Source organism: Curtobacterium sp. MCBD17_003, assembly GCF_003234885.2.
Lineage (GTDB): Bacteria > Actinomycetota > Actinomycetes > Actinomycetales > Microbacteriaceae > Curtobacterium.
This window is the reverse complement of the sequence record NZ_CP126275.1, coordinates 1,943,836-1,959,864: the sequence shown is the minus strand read 5'-3', so window position 1 is coordinate 1,959,864 and position 16,029 is coordinate 1,943,836. Positions and strand designations below refer to the sequence as shown.

The following is a 16,029-nucleotide window of genomic DNA, read 5'->3' as shown; positions in this document are numbered from 1 at the left end:
GGCACGTGTCACATCGGCCTCTGAAGCGCGCTACCCGGCCTGCGGCGTCGCGGACGCGCTCGCCGTGGCGGACGAGAGGGCCGCGCGGACCGCGTCGACGACCGGCTGTGCGTCGCCCGGCTCACCGAACACCGTCGACTCCACGTGGATCCAGTACGGATCCGTGAACGCATCGGCCCGTCCGATGCCCTTCCGCGCCTCGAAGTAGCCCTCGACGGTGTACGTCGGCACGCTGTTGCTGTCCTCGTACAGGGTGTCCTTGAGCTTCGTCAGGGTCGACTCCGGCAGCGAGGCGACCGCCAGCGTCAGACGAGCGCCGCCGCTGGCGTCCCGCCAGGTGCAGACGTCCCCGCGCTCGGCCGCGATGCCGGCCGCCGTGCTGCCGTGCGCCGGTGTCGCGTCCGTGTCGAGCGTGAAGGTCCGGCCGTACGTGGCGAGCACCTGCTCGGGCACCAGGGCCGCGCAGGGGACGTCGACGCGGGTGCCGATCGGCGCCGGGGGTGTCGAGGAGGACGTCGTCCCGCTCCGTCCGGCGGAGGACGCGTGGCCACCGGTGCACCCGCTGACGGCGAGCACGCTCGTAGCGGCGATCGCGACCGTGGTGATCGCCCGGACGAGGGTGCGGGAGGTCATCGGACCATGATGACGCACCCCGTCCCCGACGCGCGAACCCCGCTCGCAGCGCGGCGCGCACGAGCCGTCGCCGCGGCGCGGACCGTGCGACGACGCCCCGGTAGACTCGACCGCCGTGACCCCAGCCGAACTCTCCGCCGCGTACCTGTCGATCCTCGCCGGGATCGTCGAGCGACGGGGCGCCGCCGACACCGTCGTGGTGGGGGAGTCCCACGCGGCCCTCGAACGCCCCCGCAACCGGGCACACGGGGACTGGTCCTCGAACGCAGCCATGCAGCTCGCCAAGCGCCTCGGGACGAACCCGCGTGAGCTGGCCACCGAGATCGCCGGGGAGCTCACCGAGCTCGACGGCGTCGACGCGGTGGACGTCGCCGGCCCCGGCTTCATCAACATCACGCTCGAGGCCGCCGCCGCCGGAGCGATCGCGCGGACCATCGTCGAGGAGGGCGGTGCGTTCGGGCGCGGCGACCTCTACGACGGCGTCCGGATCGACCTCGAGTTCGTCTCCGCGAACCCGACCGGCCCGATCCACATGGGCGGCGTCCGCTGGGCCGCGGTCGGCGACAGCCTCGCGCGCGTGTTCACGGCGCAGGGCGGGCTCGTCACCCGTGAGTACTACTTCAACGACCACGGCGGCCAGATCGACCGCTTCGCCCGCAGCCTGCTCGCGAGCGCCCTCGGCGAACCCACCCCCGAGGACGGCTACGGCGGTGCCTACATCACCGAGATCGCCGCCCGGGTCCTCGCCACCTTCGACGGCGACGTCGCCGACCTCCCGCGGGACGAGGCGCAGGAGCTCTTCCGGCGCGAGGGCGTCGAGTTCATGTTCGCCGACATCAAGGCGTCCCTGCACGACTTCGGCGTCGACTTCGACGTCTACTTCCACGAGAACTCGCTACACGAGTCGAAGGCCGTCGAGCGCGCCATCGCCCGCCTCCGCGAGCTCGGGCACATGTACGAGGCAGACGGCGCCCTGTGGCTCCGCACGACCACGTTCGGTGACGACCGCGACCGCGTCGTGATCAAGTCCGACGGCGAGCCCGCGTACATCGCGGGCGACATCGCGTACTACCTCGACAAGCGCGAACGCGGGTTCGAGCGGAACCTCATCATGCTCGGCGCCGACCACCACGGCTACATCGGCCGGATGATGGCGATGTGCGCCGCCTTCGGCGACGAACCCGGCGTCAACCTCGAGATCCTCATCGGCCAGCTCGTCAACCTGCTCAAGGACGGCGAGCCCGTGCGCATGTCGAAGCGGGCCGGCAACGTCGTCACGATGGAGGACCTCGTCGACGCGGTCGGCGTCGACGCCGCCCGGTACGCCCTCGTCCGCTTCGCATCCGACACGGCGATCGACATCGACCTCGACCTCCTCGTCAAGCGCACGAACGACAACCCGGTGTTCTACGTCCAGTACGCCCACGCCCGGACGTGCGCCGTGGACCGCAACGCCGCGGCGAGCGGCGTGGACCGGTCGGTCTTCGACGGCTCGCTGCTCACCCACGAGACCGAGAGCGCACTGCTCGGCGCGCTCGCCGAGTTCCCGCGCGTCGTGCGCCAGGCGGCGGAACTCCGGGAGCCGCACCGCGTCGCCCGGTACGTCGAGCAGCTGGCCGGTCTGTACCACCGCTGGTACGACGCCTGCCGCGTGACGCCGCTCGGCGACGAACCCGTGACGGACCTGCACCGGACGCGCCTCTGGCTCAACGACGCCACGGGGCAGGTCGTCCGCAACGGCCTGACGATGCTCGGGGTCACCGCACCCGAGCGGATGTAGCGCGTGTCGGCAGCGACGGCGACCGCCGGCGGCGCTCGGGGCCGGCGCCGCGGGCGCCGCGGCGTCGTCGTCCTGGTCGTCCTCGTGCTGGTCCTCGCCGTCCTGGCGGTCGTCGCCGAGCTCGTCCTGCGGCACGTCGTCGACCGGACGATCGCCGACCGGATCGAGTCGTCCCTCCCGTCCGGCACGGCCGGCCACGTCGTCGCCGACGCGCACGGCGTGGTCATCCCGCAGCTCGTCGCCGGGCGACTCGACGACGTCGACGTCACGACGCACGACCTGACCGTGCGCGGCGTCCCGCTCGCGGTCGACGCCACGGTGCACGACGTGCCCGTGCGGGGGACGGGACGGACGGGTCGCGCCGACGGCACGGTGCGTCTCACCGCGTCCGCGGTGCGGCAGGCCGGCGTGCTCGACCAGGTGGCGGGGGACGTCCGTCTCCGCGACGGCGGCGTCGCGTACGCCGGGCGCACCCGCTTCCTGGGCACCGACATCCGGTACCAGGTCACGGCCGCGGTCGCCGCAGCGGCGAGCGGACGGGGCGTGACGATCACCCCACACCAGGTGCGCGTCACGAACAGCGCGCTCGGCATCGACGTCGGCGGCCGCATCCCCGGCGTCTCCGGGACGCCGGTCGACGTGTGCACGGCCCGGTACCTCCCGGCCGCGCTGCGTCTGCGGTCGATCGCGATCACGGCCTCGGCCGCCACGATCCGCATCGACGCCGCGCACGTGCCGCTGTCGGACGACGCGCTCCGCACGACCGGGTCGTGCTCCTGATCCCACGGATCGGCCCGTCGTGACGCCCCGCGTCCACCCGGCCGGGAGGCCCGCCGTGGCTCGGTAGGCTGGACCGGCCCGGTGGTCCCGGGCTCCGTACCACCCCGGAAGGCCCCCGTGACCGGCAACCCCCTCGCCCCCGCACGTCTGTCCGTCCCCGACGACCCGAACGCCCTGGTCGCCCGCATCTGGCCGGCCTCGGCGACACGAACGGACGACGGTGACCTCGTCGTCGGCGGGGTCACCGCGTCCGATCTCGTGGCGCGCCACGGTTCCCCGCTGTACGTCGTCGACGCCTCCGACGTCCGCGCCCGGGCGGCGCGCGTGCGTGACGCGTTCGAGGACGCCTTCGCCCGCGTGGGTTCGACGGCGCACGTCTACTACGCCGGGAAGGCCTTCCTGACGACACAGGTCGCCGCGTGGATGGCCGAAGCCGGCCTCCGCGTGGACGTCTGCACGGGCGGTGAGCTCGCCGTGGCGCTCGCGGGCGGCGTCGATCCCGGACGGCTCGGGTTCCACGGCAATGACAAGTCCGACGCCGAGATCGAGCGTGCCGTCGAGGTCGGACTCGGCACGATCGTGCTCGACAGCGTCGAGGAGATCGGCCGCGTCGCGCGGATCGCCGAGCGCGCAGGAGCGGTCCAGCGCGTCCGCATCCGGATCAACAGCGGCGTACACGCCTCGACGCACGAGTACCTGGCCACCGCTCGGGAGGACCAGAAGTTCGGCATCCCCCTGACCGAGGCGGTGGCCGCGGGCCGGGCGGTCCGGGCGGAGCCGGCGTTGGCGTTCGTCGGGCTCCACTCGCACATCGGGTCGCAGATCTTCGACGAGGGCGGGTTCCGCGAGGCCGCCCGTCGCCTCGTCGAGGTCCACGCCGCCCTCGCCGCCGAGGGGCCCGTGCCGGAGCTCAACCTCGGTGGTGGCTGGGGCATCGACTACACCGAGTCGGACCGGGCGTTCGAGCCGGAGGACATCGCCGAGGCCCTCGCACGGATCATCGCGGACGCCTGCGCGGCACGGGACGTCCCCGTGCCGGTCGTCGCCGTCGAACCCGGGCGGTACATCGTCGGGCCGCCCGGCATCACGCTCTACCGCGTCGGTACCGTCAAGCCCGTCGAACTCGCACTCGACGCCTCGACCGATGCACCGGGCGACGGGTCCGGAGCGGAGGACCCGGTGCGTGCCGAGGAGGCGCCGCACGGGCCGGTTGAGACCGCCGAGCACCGTCCCCTCGGACCGACCGCCGTCCGGACGTACGTGAGCGTCGACGGGGGCATGAGCGACAACGCGCGGCCCGCGCTCTACGACGCGGACTACACGGCCCGGCTCGCCCGCACCTCCGACGCCGCCCCGGTCCTCGTGCGCGTCGTCGGCAAGCACTGCGAGAGCGGCGACGTCGTGGTGCGGGACGACTACCTGCCGGGTGACGTCCACCGGGGTGACCTGCTCGCGGTGGCGGCGACCGGCGCCTACTGCTGGAGCCTCTCGAGCAACTACAACCACGTGGCGCGCCCGGCGGTGGTGGCGGTGGCCGACGGCGTCGCCCGTATCCTCGTGCGGGGCGAAACGGTCGACGACCTGCTCGCCCGCGACGCCGGCCTCGTCCCGAGCGGCGGCGCCTTCGGCGGCCCGACCGCCCACGGCGTCCGCGGCGACGCATCCTGACCACCGTCCGCGCCCGACCCGCACGAGGTACACGAACCCCCATGATCGAATACCGCAACGTCCGCGTCGCGCTCCTCGGGGCCGGCTCCGTCGGCGCCCAGGTGGCGCGACTCCTGCTCGAGCACGGCGACGAGCTCGCGTCACGGGCGGGAGCGGGGCTCGAACTCGTCGGGATCGCGGTCCGCGACGTGGACGCGCCCCGTGACGTCGACCTGCCGCGGTCGCTGTACACGACGGACGCCGAGTCGCTCATCCTCGGCGCGGACATCGTCGTCGAGCTCATCGGCGGCATCGAACCGGCCCGGACCCTCGTGCTGCAGGCGCTCGGTTCCGGCGCCGACGTCGTCACCGGCAACAAGGCGTTGCTCGCGACCCACGGCCCCGAGCTCTTCACGGCCGCCGAGCAGGTGGGCGCACAGCTCTACTACGAAGCGGCGGTCGCGGGGGCGATCCCGATCATCCGGCCGCTGCACGACTCGCTCGCGGGGGACCGTATCGACCGCATCATGGGCATCGTCAACGGCACGACGAACTTCATCCTCGACCGGATGGACCGCGAGGGCGAGAGCTTCGAGGACGCCCTCGCCACGGCCACCCGGCTCGGCTACGCGGAGGCCGACCCCACGGCGGACGTCGAGGGCTACGACGCGGCCCAGAAGGCCGCGATCCTGGCGTCCCTGGCCTTCCACACCACCGTGCCGCTGGCCGCCGTGCACCGCGAGGGCATCACCAGCGTCACGATCGAGCAGGTCCGCGCGGCCCGCAAGGCCGGCTACGTGGTCAAGATCCTCGCGCTGTGCGAGCGCCTGACCGACGCGGACGGCCGCGAGGGCGTGAGCGCACGCGTGTACCCGGCGCTCGTGCCCGAGGGGCACCCCCTGGCAGCCGTGCACGGCCCGAAGAACGCCGTCTTCGTCGAGGCCGAGGCCGCCGGCGACCTCATGTTCTACGGGGCCGGCGCGGGCGGCGTCGAGACCGCGTCGGCCGTGCTCGGCGACCTCGTGTCGGCGGCACGGCGGCACGTGATCGGCGGACCCGGTGTGGCGGAGTCGACGCAGTCGAACCTGCCGGTGTTCCCGATCGGCGTCGTCTCGACCCGGTACCAGATCACGATGCGCGTCACGGACGCCCCTGGCGTGTTGTCCACCGTGGCGGGGGTCCTCGCGCGGCACTCGGTCAGCGTCGAGACCGTCGAGCAGACCGTGGCCGGGGCTGCCCCGGCGTCGGACGCGGGCACCCCCGGGGCCACCGCTACATTGGTGATCGGCACGCACCGGGCCCGCGAGCACGACCTCGCGGCGACCGTGGTGGCACTCCGAGCCGAACCCGTCGTGGCCGCGGTCACGAGTGTCCTGAGAGTAGAGGGAGCCTGATGGCCCACCAGTGGCAGGGTGTCCTGCGCGAGTACGCCGACCGTCTCGACGTCACGGACGCGACCCCCATCGTGAGCCTCGGCGAGGGCGGCACTCCGCTCATCCGGGCCCGCGCGCTGTCGGAGCGGACGGGCGCCGACGTGTACGTCAAGTTCGAGGGGATGAACCCGACCGGGTCCTTCAAGGACCGCGGGATGACCATGGCCATCTCGAAGGCCGTCGAGCACGGCGCCGAGGCCGTCATCTGCGCCTCGACGGGCAACACGAGCGCCTCGGCCGCCGCGTACGCCGCACATGCCGGCATCACCGCCGCCGTGCTCGTGCCCGAGGGCAAGATCGCGATGGGCAAGTTGAGCCAGGCCGTCGCGCACGACGCGCAGTTGCTGCAGGTGCAGGGGAACTTCGACGACTGCCTCGACATCGCCCGGGACCTCGCGGCGAACTACCCCGTGCACCTCGTCAACTCGGTCAACAACGACCGCATCGAGGGACAGAAGACCGCCGCGTTCGAGATCGTCGACGTCCTCGGGGACGCGCCCGACTTCCACTTCCTGCCGGTGGGCAACGCGGGCAACTACACCGCCTACGCGCGCGGCTACCGCGAGGACCTGGCCGCCGGACGGACGACCCGGCTGCCGCGCATGTTCGGTTTCCAGGCGGCAGGCGCCGCGCCGATCGTCCGCGGCGAGGTCGTCAAGCACCCGGAGACCGTCGCGAGCGCGATCCGGATCGGGAACCCGGCCTCCTGGCAGTTCGCGCTGGAGGCCCGCGAGGAGACCGACGGACACTTCGGCGCGATCGAGGACGACGCGATCCTCGCCGCGCAGCGGATCCTGTCCGCCGAGGTCGGCGTGTTCGTGGAGCCGGCGTCCGCCATCAGCGTCGCCGGACTGCTCCAGCAGGCCGAGGCCGGCGCGGTCCCGCGTGGCGCGCGCGTCGTCCTCACCGTGACCGGCCACGGTCTCAAGGACCCGCAGTGGGCGTTGCGCGGCCCCGAGGGCACCGACGTCACGCCGACGACCGTGCCCGTGGACACCGCGGCCGTGGCGGACGTGCTCGGCCTGGTCGGGGCGCCTCGGTGAGCGCGGACCGCCCCGGACACGATCGGCAGGAGACGCCGTCCGGGTCCGGCGGCGGTCTCCGAACTGCACCGGCCGGACGGACCGTCGTCGTCCGTGTCCCCGCCACCACGGCGAACCTCGGGCCCGGGTTCGACTCGCTCGGGCTCGCCCTGTCGTTGTACGACGAGGTCACGGTCCGGGTGCTGCCCGAGCCGGGGCTCGTCGTGTCGGTGTCGGGCGTCGGCGCCGGCGAGGTACCGGAGGACGAGACGAACCTGGTCGTGCGAGCGGTCCGTCACGGGTTCGCGGCAGCCGGCGTCGAGCAGCCCGGACTCGAACTCCGCGCCACGAACGCGATCCCGCACGGTCGCGGGCTCGGTTCGTCGGCGGCCGCGATCGTCGCCGGGCTCATGGCGGCGCGGGGCCTGCTCGACGGCGTCACCGAGCTCTCCGCGTCCACGATGCTCGCCGTCGCGACCGAGATGGAGGGACACCCGGACAACGTCGCCCCGGCGCTCTTCGGTGGTCTCACGATCGCGTGGATGACGCCCGACGGGCCGGCGTACAAGCGCCTCCTCGTGCACCGCGGGGTGTCACCGGTGGTGTTCGTCCCCACGTCGACGCTCTCGACCAAGCTGGCGAGGAGCCTCCAGCCCGCATCCGTGCCCCACGCCGACGCTGCCTTCAACGTGTCGCGGTCGGCGTTGCTCGTCGCCGCCCTCATCCAGAGCCCGGAGCTGCTGCTCGCGGCGACGGAGGACCGCCTCCACCAGAGCTACCGCGCGAGCGCCATGCCCGAGACCGACGGGCTGATCCGGATGCTCCGCGAGCACGAGCTCGCGGCGGTCGTCAGCGGGGCCGGACCGAGCCTCCTCGTGCTCGGGAGCGACCCGGCGCAGCGCCTCCGGGCGGCCGATCTCGTGGCGCGACACGCGCACACGTCCTGGACGCCGCTCATGCTCGCCGTCGACCTCGGAGGTGCTACAGTGGTGCCGCACCCGGCCCCAGGGGCGAATGTGCCGCTCGTCGTACCCGTCTCGAAGTGATCGCGAACAACCCGATCGCCCGCGTCTGACGTCCTGCGGATCCCCAGGGCCCGGTGCATCGGGAACCATCTCTTTCAGAAGCCGTCTCCCGATCGTCGTCTGAACGGCGGTCGTGGCGTACCCGCGCGGGGGACGGCGAATTTCTCCGCGTTCTGCGGTCCGAAAGGAAATCCATCTTGACCGACGTCACCACCGCTGCGGGCTCCGCGGCGGACACCACAGCCGACCTGCGGGCACTCCGCCTCCCGGAGCTCCAGCGCATCGCCGCCGGCCTCGGCATCGCCGGCCTCTCCAAGCTCCGCAAGGGCGACCTCATCGCCGCGATCGAGGACAAGCGCGCCGAGTCGGCACCGACCGAGGTGCACCCGACGGGCGAGCCCGAGTCGGCCACCGGCAGCGAGGCCGCCGCCGTCTCCGAGACCGCCGCGCCGGCCCGCCACGAGCACCACGACGCGGGCGCCGAGGTCACGGACAGCGCCGACCTCGCCCCGGCCGGTGCCGTCGCCACCGGTCGCGGGCGGTCGCGTCGAGCCACGAGCGGCGGCACGGTCTCGACCGAGCCCACGCCCGCCGGCACCCACGCCAACGCCGGCCACACCGGCACCGAGGACCTCCTCGCCGGACTCGACGCCGTCCGCGCCGAGCGCGACGCCCAGCAGGAGGGCACGCCGCGGCGTCGCCGCCGTGCCACCAGCCAGGACCCGGCCGCTGGGACCGAGGCCCCGACGACGACCGCCCCGGCCGACGCCGGATCCGCGGTGGAGGCCGACACCGCCGACATCGTCGAGCAGGGCGGCACCGGCTCGCCGGCCGAGCCGCAGGGCACCGACCGCCAGCCGTCCGAGCAGGCCGGCGCCGACGCTCAGGCCGACGGCCAGGGTGACGGGCAGGGCGAACGCCGCGGTCGCCGCAGCCGTGGTCGTGGGCGCAACCGTGACCGCAACGGCGCAGAGGGCCAGAACGGTGGCGGCCAGAACGCCGACGCGCAGAACGGCGCCGCGACGGCGGGCCAGAACGGCGCCGGCCAGAACGCGCCTGGCCAGAACGCGGCCGGCCAGAACGCGGCCGGCCAGAACGGTGGCGGCCAGAACGGTGGCGGCCAGAACGGTGCCGGCCGGGGTGCCGAGCAGCAGCAGGGCCGGGGCCAGCAGGAGCAGGCCCGTTCCCAGGGTGACCAGGGGCAGCAGAACGGCCAGCGCGACCAGGCCAAGGGCCAGGGCGGCAACGGTCGCGGCAGCCAGCAGGAGCAGCAGCAGGAGGAGTCCCGCTCCCGACGCCAGCGCGACCGCAAGCGCGGGCGCGGCGGTCAGGGCGACGACTTCGAGCCGGAGATCACCGAGGACGACGTCCTCATCCCGATCGCGGGCATCCTCGACGTCCTCGACAACTACGCGTTCGTGCGGACCACGGGGTACCTCGCCGGGCCGAGCGACGTGTACGTGTCCCTCGGACAGGTGAAGAAGTACCACCTGCGCAAGGGCGACGCCGTCGTGGGCGCGATCAAGCAGCCGCGCGAGAACGACCACCAGGGCCGCCAGAAGTACAACGCGCTCGTCAAGGTCGACTCCGTGAACGGCCAGACGGTCGACGAGGCCGCCGCGCGGGTCGAGTTCGGGGACCTCACCCCGCTCTACCCGCAGGAGCGCCTGCGCCTCGAGACCGAGCCGGGCAAGCTCTCGACCCGGATCATCGACCTCGTGTCGCCGATCGGCAAGGGCCAGCGCGGCCTCATCGTCTCGCCGCCGAAGGCCGGTAAGACGGTCGCGCTGCAGGCCATCGCGAACGCCATCTCGAAGAACAACCCCGAGGTCCACCTCATGGTCGTGCTCGTCGACGAGCGTCCCGAAGAGGTCACCGACATGCAGCGCACGGTCAAGGGCGAGGTCATCGCCTCGACGTTCGACCGTCCCGCCGAGGACCACACGACCGTCGCCGAGCTCGCCATCGAGCGGGCGAAGCGGCTCGTGGAGCTCGGTCACGACGTCGTCGTGCTGCTCGACTCGATCACCCGCCTCGGCCGCGCGTACAACCTCGCGACCCCGGCGTCGGGCCGGATCCTCTCCGGCGGTGTCGACTCGTCGGCGCTGTACCCGCCCAAGCGGTTCTTCGGCGCGGCACGGAACATCGAGAACGGCGGCTCGCTCACCATCCTCGCCACCGCGCTCGTCGAGACGGGGTCGAAGATGGACGAGGTGATCTTCGAGGAGTTCAAGGGCACCGGCAACATGGAGCTCCGGCTGAACCGCCACCTGGCGGACAAGCGGATCTTCCCTGCGGTCGACGTGAACGCGTCGGGCACGCGTCGCGAGGAGATGCTGCTCTCGAACGACGAGGTCAAGATCACCTGGCGGCTCCGTCGGGCGCTGGCCGGTCTCGATCCGCAGCAGGCGCTCGAGATCGTGCTGCGGAACCTGCGTGAGACGCAGTCGAACGTCGAGTTCCTCGTCCAGGTCCAGAAGTCGGTGCCCGCGACGAGCGGCCACAACGGCCACCAGGAGTAACGGGTGTTCGAGTCGGTGGCGGTGCTGCTGGCCGAACACGAGGACCTGACGCGTCAGCTGTCGGATCCCGCCGTCCACGCGGACGCGGCCAGGGCCAAGAAGATCAACCGTCGGTACGCGGAGCTCAGCCAGATCACGTCGGCGTACGAGGCGTGGGAGGCGGCGGGGGAGGACCTCGCCGCCGCCCGCGAGCTCGCGCGCGAGGACGACGCGTTCGCCGAGGAGGTCCCCGCGCTCGAGGAGCACCTGCAGGCGACGCAGGAGCGTCTGCGGCGGCTCCTCATCCCGCGCGACCCGGACGACGGCCGTGACGTCATCATGGAGATCAAGGGCGGCGAGGGTGGCGCCGAGAGCGCGCTGTTCGCGGCCGACCTCCTGCGCATGTACACCCACTACGCGGAGTCCAAGGGCTGGAAGACGGAGCTCCTCGAACGCACCGAGTCCGACCTCGGTGGGTTCAAGGACGTCCAGGTGGCGATCAAGTCGAACGCGACGGACCCGTCCCAGGGCGTCTGGGCGCGCCTCAAGTACGAGGGCGGCGTGCACCGCGTGCAGCGCGTGCCGGCGACCGAGTCGCAGGGCCGCATCCACACGTCGACGACCGGCGTGCTCGTGTTCCCCGAGGTCGACGAGCCCGAAGAGGTCGAGATCAACCAGAACGACCTCAAGATCGACGTGTACCGGTCCTCCGGCCCCGGCGGTCAGTCCGTGAACACGACGGACTCCGCGGTCCGCATCACGCACCTGCCGACGGGCATCGTCGTGTCGATGCAGAACGAGAAGTCGCAGCTGCAGAACCGCGAGGCCGCCATGCGCGTCCTCCGCGCGCGGATCCTCGCGCGGCAGCAGGAGGAACTCGACGCCGCGGCCTCCGACGCCCGTCGGTCGCAGATCCGCGGCATGGACCGCTCCGAGCGCATCCGGACGTACAACTTCCCCGAGAACCGGATCGCGGACCACCGCACCGGGTACAAGTCGTACGACCTCGACCGGGTCATGGACGGCGCCCTCGAGCCCGTGATCGAGTCCTGCATCCGCATGGACGAGGAGGCGCGCCTGGCCGACATCGGGGACCAGACGGCGTGAGCATCCCGGGCGGGCGCTCCGACGGGGAGGCCCGGCAGTCGACCGAGGCCGACGGCGCGTTCCCGGCGGATCGCCTCCTGCGGGAAGCGGCGGCCGCGTTGGCCGCGGCCGGTGTGCCGTCCCCGGACGTCGACGCCGAGCTGCTGCTCGCGTGGGCGACCACGACGTCGCGCGGGGCGGTGCTCGCCCGCGCGGTCACCGGCGGTCTCGTCCAGCCGGCGCACGTCGCGGCCTTCCGGCTGGCCGTGGCGCGTCGACGGACCCGCGAACCGCTGCAGCACATCACGGGCGAGGCCCACTTCCGTGCGCTGACGCTCGCGGTCGGCCCGGGGGTGTTCGTGCCCCGTCCGGAGACCGAGTCCGTCGCGCAGTTCGCGATCGACGCGGCGCGGGCCACGGCCGTCGCGGAGCCCGTCGTGGTCGACCTCGGGTCGGGGAGCGGCGCCATCGCCCTCGCGGTCGCCACCGAGGTCCCGACCGCCCGGGTCGTCGCCGTCGAGCGGTCACCCGAGGCGCTGCCCTGGACGCGCCGGAACATCGACGCCCACGGCGGGGCGGTCCGGCTCGTCGAGGGCGACCTCGCCGACGCGGTGCCCGACCTCGACGGGACCGTGCACGTCGTCGTGTCGAACCCTCCCTACGTGCCGGACGACGCCGTGCCTCGTGATCCCGAGGTCCGGGACCACGACCCGGCGGTCGCGCTCTACGGAGGCCCCGACGGTCTCGACGCCGTCCGTGCGCTCGCCCGGACGGCCCGCCGGTTGCTCGTGCCCGGCGGCGCACTCGTCGTCGAACACGCGGAGCACCAGGGGGCGGCGGTGCGCGACGTGCTCGCTGCCGAGGGGTTCCGGCGTCCGGAGACCCACCAGGACCTCACCGGGCGGGACCGCACGACCACCGCGACCCGTTAGTCCTGCTGCTCTGGGCCTCCCCGCCGGCCGTGCCCGGCGACGAACGCGGCGACGGCGGCGACGAGGTCCGTCTCGGGCGTGACGTGGACGGCCGTGATGCCGACGTGCCGCGCGCCCTCGACGTTCTCGACCCGGTCGTCGGCGAAGAACGTGCGGACGGCGGGCACGCCGTGGTGACGGAGGGCGCTGCGGAAGACCTCGGGGTCGGGCTTGCGGGCACCGAAGTCGCTCGAGGTGTTCAGGTGCTCGCCGAACAGCGCGGGGAGTTCGGGTGCCCAACGCGCGATGTGCCGGGCCGCGAGGGGGCCGTTGTTCGTGAGCAGCGCGACGCGCCCGGCCCGGGCGGCGATGCGGACGGCGTCGAGGGCGCGGGGGATCGGGGTCATCGCCGAGCCGCGGATCCGTGACCACTCCTGCTCGGGGACGCGGCACCCGAGCGCGGTCTCGAGCGCCGCGAGGTACGAGTCGCCGTCCGGCCAGTGTCCTGCCTCGGCCCGCCACTCACCCTCGTCGTTCCACCACCGTCGGCGCAGCTCGTCGAGGTCGTGCCCGGTGAGCGCCGTCATGCCCGCCATGCGGGTGCGCCAGTCGTACCGGTAGAGGACGTCGTCCATGTCGAACAGGAACAGGAGCGACGGTGCCGGGGCGGTCGCGTGCGAGGACGCGCCGGAGACAGGGTGTTGGTGGTCCACGATGCCTCCATCCTCCCGCACTATCATGGGCGGGCCATGGCCTCCCGACACGACTGCTCCGATGCTGACGGACTCCTGACCGGCATGCGGCTCGCACGGGCCGCGCTCGGTCGCGGGGAGCTCGTCGTCGTCCCCACCGACACCGTCTACGGTCTCGCGGCCGACGCCTTCTCGGCGAAGGCCGTGCAGCGACTGCTCGACGCCAAGGGCCGCACGCGGCAGTCGCCGCCCCCCGTCCTCATCCCCGGGATCGCCACGCTCGACGCCCTCGCCGCCGAGGTCCCGGAGGTCGTGCGTGACCTCGTCGCGGAGTTCTGGCCGGGCGGCCTCACGGTCATCCTCCCGGCGCAGCCGTCGCTCGACTGGGACCTCGGCGAGACCCGGGGCACCGTCGCGCTGCGCATGCCGGACCAGCGCATCGCGCTCGAGCTCCTGCACGAGGTCGGTCCGCTCGCGGTGTCGAGCGCCAACGCCACGGGCGTGCCCGCCGCGATGGACGTCGACGAGGCCGAGGCCATGCTCGGGGACAGCGTCGCGGTGTACCTCGACGGTGGCCGGCTCGCCCCGCACGAGGGCGTCGCGGCCTCGACCGGCTCGACCATCGTCGACGCGACCGGTCTCGCGACCGGGGGCGGGCTCCGCATCGTCCGGCACGGGGTGATCCCCGACGCCGAGATCGAGCGCGTCGCCGGTGGCGACCTCGTCACATGAGGTACTACCTGCTCGCCGGCGCCATCGCGGCCGCCGTGAGCTTCGGGCTGAGCTGGGTCGTGTGGAAGCTCGGGATGCGGTACCGGTGGTACCCGAAGGTCCGCGAGCGTGACGTCCACCGGACGCCGACCCCGCGCCTCGGCGGGATCGCGATGTTCCTCGGGATCATCGTGTCGCTGCTGTGCGCGTGGTTCGTGTTCCCGCACATCGCGGGCGTCGACTACTTTCGGCTCGTGTTCGCCGAGCCCGGTCGTGTCCTGGCGGTCCTGGCGGGCGCCACGATCATCGTCGTGCTCGGGGTCGCCGACGACATCTGGGACCTCGACTGGATGACGAAGCTCGCCGGGCAGATCATCGCGGCGGGCATCCTCGCCTGGCAGGGCGTCGCGATCGTGTCGCTCCCGATCGGCAACTCGCTCACGGTCGGCTCGAGCTACATGTCGCTCATCTTCACGGTGCTCGCGGTGGTCCTCGTCATGAACGCCGTCAACTTCATCGACGGTCTCGACGGGCTGGTCGCGGGCGTCGCGATCATCGGCGGCGGCGTGTTCTTCCTGTACAGCTTCTTCGTGAACCGCATCGTCGTGCAGACCGAGTTCTTCTTCAACCTGCCGTCCCTCCTGACCGCGGTCCTCGTCGGTGCCTGCTTCGGCTTCCTGCTGCTCAACTGGCATCCCGCCAAGCTGTTCATGGGTGACGCCGGAGCGCTGCTCGTCGGGTTCCTCATGGCGACGAGCGCGGTGTCGCTCACGGGCAACATCGACCCCGCGGCGGTGCACACGCGGACGCAGCTGCTCCCGGTGTTCATCCCGATCCTGCTGCCGTTCGCGATCCTCGTCGTGCCCATGCTCGACTTCGGACTCGCGGTGTTCCGCCGGGTGAGCGCGGGGAAGTCCCCGTTCTCGGCCGACCGCAAGCACCTCCACCACCGGCTGCTCGACATGGGACACTCGCACTTCCACGCGGTGCTCATCTTCTACGGCTGGACCGCCGTCGTGGCCGTCGGGGGCCTGCTGTTCCTGTTCCTGCCCTGGTACTGGGTGCTCGCGTTCGTGACGGTCGGTTTCCTCGTGTGCGCCGTCGTCACGTTCGCGCCCCTCGGCAGGAAACGCGCCGAGATCGTCGCCCAGAGCGCGGCGGGTGGCGAGGTGCCGGTCGACCCGGCCCTCGATCCCCTCGACCGCGCCGCGTCCCGCCGCGACGGCGCCCGCACCATCCCGGACGCGGCGCCAGCGCCGCGCCGACCGACCACCGGAGAGTCCCGCTGATGAGCACCCCCGCGCCGAACGCGCTCGACCACGTCCGCCCGGTCTTCCGCCGGATCCTCGTCCAGGGAGCCGTGCTCGCGGTCGTCCTCGCCGTCGTCGGCGGCGTCGTCGGGCTCCTCGTCGCGGGTGGTCCCGGCCTGGCCGGTGGTCTCGTCGGCGCCGTGATGAGCGTGGTGTTCCTGGGCCTGACGGCCGCGAGCGTGCTCGTCGCGCTCCGGGTCTCCCGCGGGCAGATGATCAGCGGTGCCTTCTTCGGCATCGTGATGGGTACCTGGCTCGTCAAGTTCATCCTGTTCGTGGTGATCCTCGCCGTCCTGCGGGACCAGGACTGGGTGGACCGCGTCGTCATGGCGATCGCGATCATCGTCGGCATCGTCGGGAGCCTCGTCATCGACGTCTCGGCGGTCGCGCGGGCTCGTGTGCCCATCGACGTGCCGCTGCCGGGAGACCGCGACGGCCGGTCGGACCCTCGCGCCTGAGAGACCGAGAAGGCTCCCACACCTGATAGGCTTCTGGAAG

Annotated in this window: 14 protein-coding genes; 12 read left to right on the top strand and 2 right to left on the bottom strand. The window is 72.8% G+C overall.

Going from position 1 to position 16,029, the window contains the following annotated elements; all coding sequences use genetic code 11:
* Positions 1-30 precede the first annotated feature (30 nt).
* Complete coding sequence (locus tag DEI88_RS09270; protein ID WP_111071497.1) at positions 31-633, bottom strand: hypothetical protein; 603 nt, start codon at positions 631-633, stop codon at positions 31-33.
* A 115-nt stretch (positions 634-748) separates the two neighbouring features.
* Here DEI88_RS09270 and argS point away from each other — a divergent pair, with 115 nt between their 5' ends.
* From argS to prmC, 9 genes are all read left to right on the top strand, one after another.
* Positions 749-2,413 carry an arginine--tRNA ligase gene (argS, locus tag DEI88_RS09265; protein WP_111071498.1) on the top strand — a complete coding sequence of 555 codons (1,665 nt, stop codon included), beginning with the start codon at positions 749-751 and terminating at the stop codon, positions 2,411-2,413.
* A gap of 3 nt (positions 2,414-2,416) precedes the next feature.
* Positions 2,417-3,193 (top strand): LmeA family phospholipid-binding protein, encoded by a 777-nt coding sequence (locus DEI88_RS09260; RefSeq protein WP_111013774.1) that lies wholly within the window; start codon positions 2,417-2,419, stop codon positions 3,191-3,193.
* A 117-nt stretch (positions 3,194-3,310) separates the two neighbouring features.
* A complete protein-coding gene (locus DEI88_RS09255) occupies positions 3,311-4,861 on the top strand; it encodes a diaminopimelate decarboxylase family protein (protein ID WP_111071499.1) in 1,551 nt (516 codons plus the stop codon).
* A gap of 41 nt (positions 4,862-4,902) precedes the next feature.
* The gene (locus DEI88_RS09250; RefSeq protein WP_111009205.1) at positions 4,903-6,234 is read left to right on the top strand and encodes a homoserine dehydrogenase; all 1,332 of its coding nucleotides are present in this window, start codon (positions 4,903-4,905) and stop codon (positions 6,232-6,234) included.
* A complete protein-coding gene (gene thrC, locus DEI88_RS09245; RefSeq protein ID WP_111071500.1) occupies positions 6,234-7,316 on the top strand; it encodes a threonine synthase in 1,083 nt (360 codons plus the stop codon). Before DEI88_RS09250 ends, thrC begins: the two co-directional genes overlap by 1 nt.
* Entirely contained in the window at positions 7,313-8,341 is a 1,029-nt protein-coding gene (thrB, locus tag DEI88_RS09240; protein ID WP_111025668.1) for a homoserine kinase, read from the top strand. Before thrC ends, thrB begins: the two co-directional genes overlap by 4 nt.
* 176 nt (positions 8,342-8,517) lie before the next feature.
* Positions 8,518-10,842: a transcription termination factor Rho gene (gene rho, locus DEI88_RS09235; protein ID WP_111071501.1), complete on the top strand. Its 2,325-nt coding sequence runs from the start codon at positions 8,518-8,520 to the stop codon at positions 10,840-10,842.
* 3 nt (positions 10,843-10,845) lie between these two features.
* Complete coding sequence (gene prfA / locus DEI88_RS09230) at positions 10,846-11,928, top strand: peptide chain release factor 1 (protein ID WP_111071502.1); 1,083 nt, start codon at positions 10,846-10,848, stop codon at positions 11,926-11,928.
* A 77-nt stretch (positions 11,929-12,005) separates the two neighbouring features.
* Complete coding sequence (prmC, locus tag DEI88_RS09225) at positions 12,006-12,839, top strand: peptide chain release factor N(5)-glutamine methyltransferase (RefSeq protein ID WP_258374955.1); 834 nt, start codon at positions 12,006-12,008, stop codon at positions 12,837-12,839.
* Here prmC and DEI88_RS09220 read toward each other — a convergent pair.
* Positions 12,836-13,531, bottom strand: coding sequence for an HAD family hydrolase (locus tag DEI88_RS09220; protein WP_258374948.1), 696 nt, complete (start codon positions 13,529-13,531; stop codon positions 12,836-12,838). The two genes, prmC and DEI88_RS09220, sit on opposite strands and share 4 nt — an antisense overlap.
* 36 nt (positions 13,532-13,567) lie before the next feature.
* Between DEI88_RS09220 and DEI88_RS09215 the strand changes: the two genes are divergently transcribed.
* Genes DEI88_RS09215 through DEI88_RS09205 form a run of 3 tightly spaced genes read left to right on the top strand, consistent with a single transcriptional unit; the run spans position 13,568 to position 15,989 of the window.
* A complete protein-coding gene (locus DEI88_RS09215; protein WP_111009198.1) occupies positions 13,568-14,242 on the top strand; it encodes an L-threonylcarbamoyladenylate synthase in 675 nt (224 codons plus the stop codon).
* On the top strand, positions 14,239-15,510 hold the full coding sequence (locus DEI88_RS09210; RefSeq protein ID WP_111009197.1) for an MraY family glycosyltransferase: 1,272 nt from the start codon (positions 14,239-14,241) through the stop codon (positions 15,508-15,510). Before DEI88_RS09215 ends, DEI88_RS09210 begins: the two co-directional genes overlap by 4 nt.
* A complete protein-coding gene (locus DEI88_RS09205; RefSeq protein WP_111013228.1) occupies positions 15,510-15,989 on the top strand; it encodes a Cg1360 family ATP-synthase-associated protein in 480 nt (159 codons plus the stop codon). Before DEI88_RS09210 ends, DEI88_RS09205 begins: the two co-directional genes overlap by 1 nt.
* Positions 15,990-16,029 lie beyond the last annotated feature (40 nt).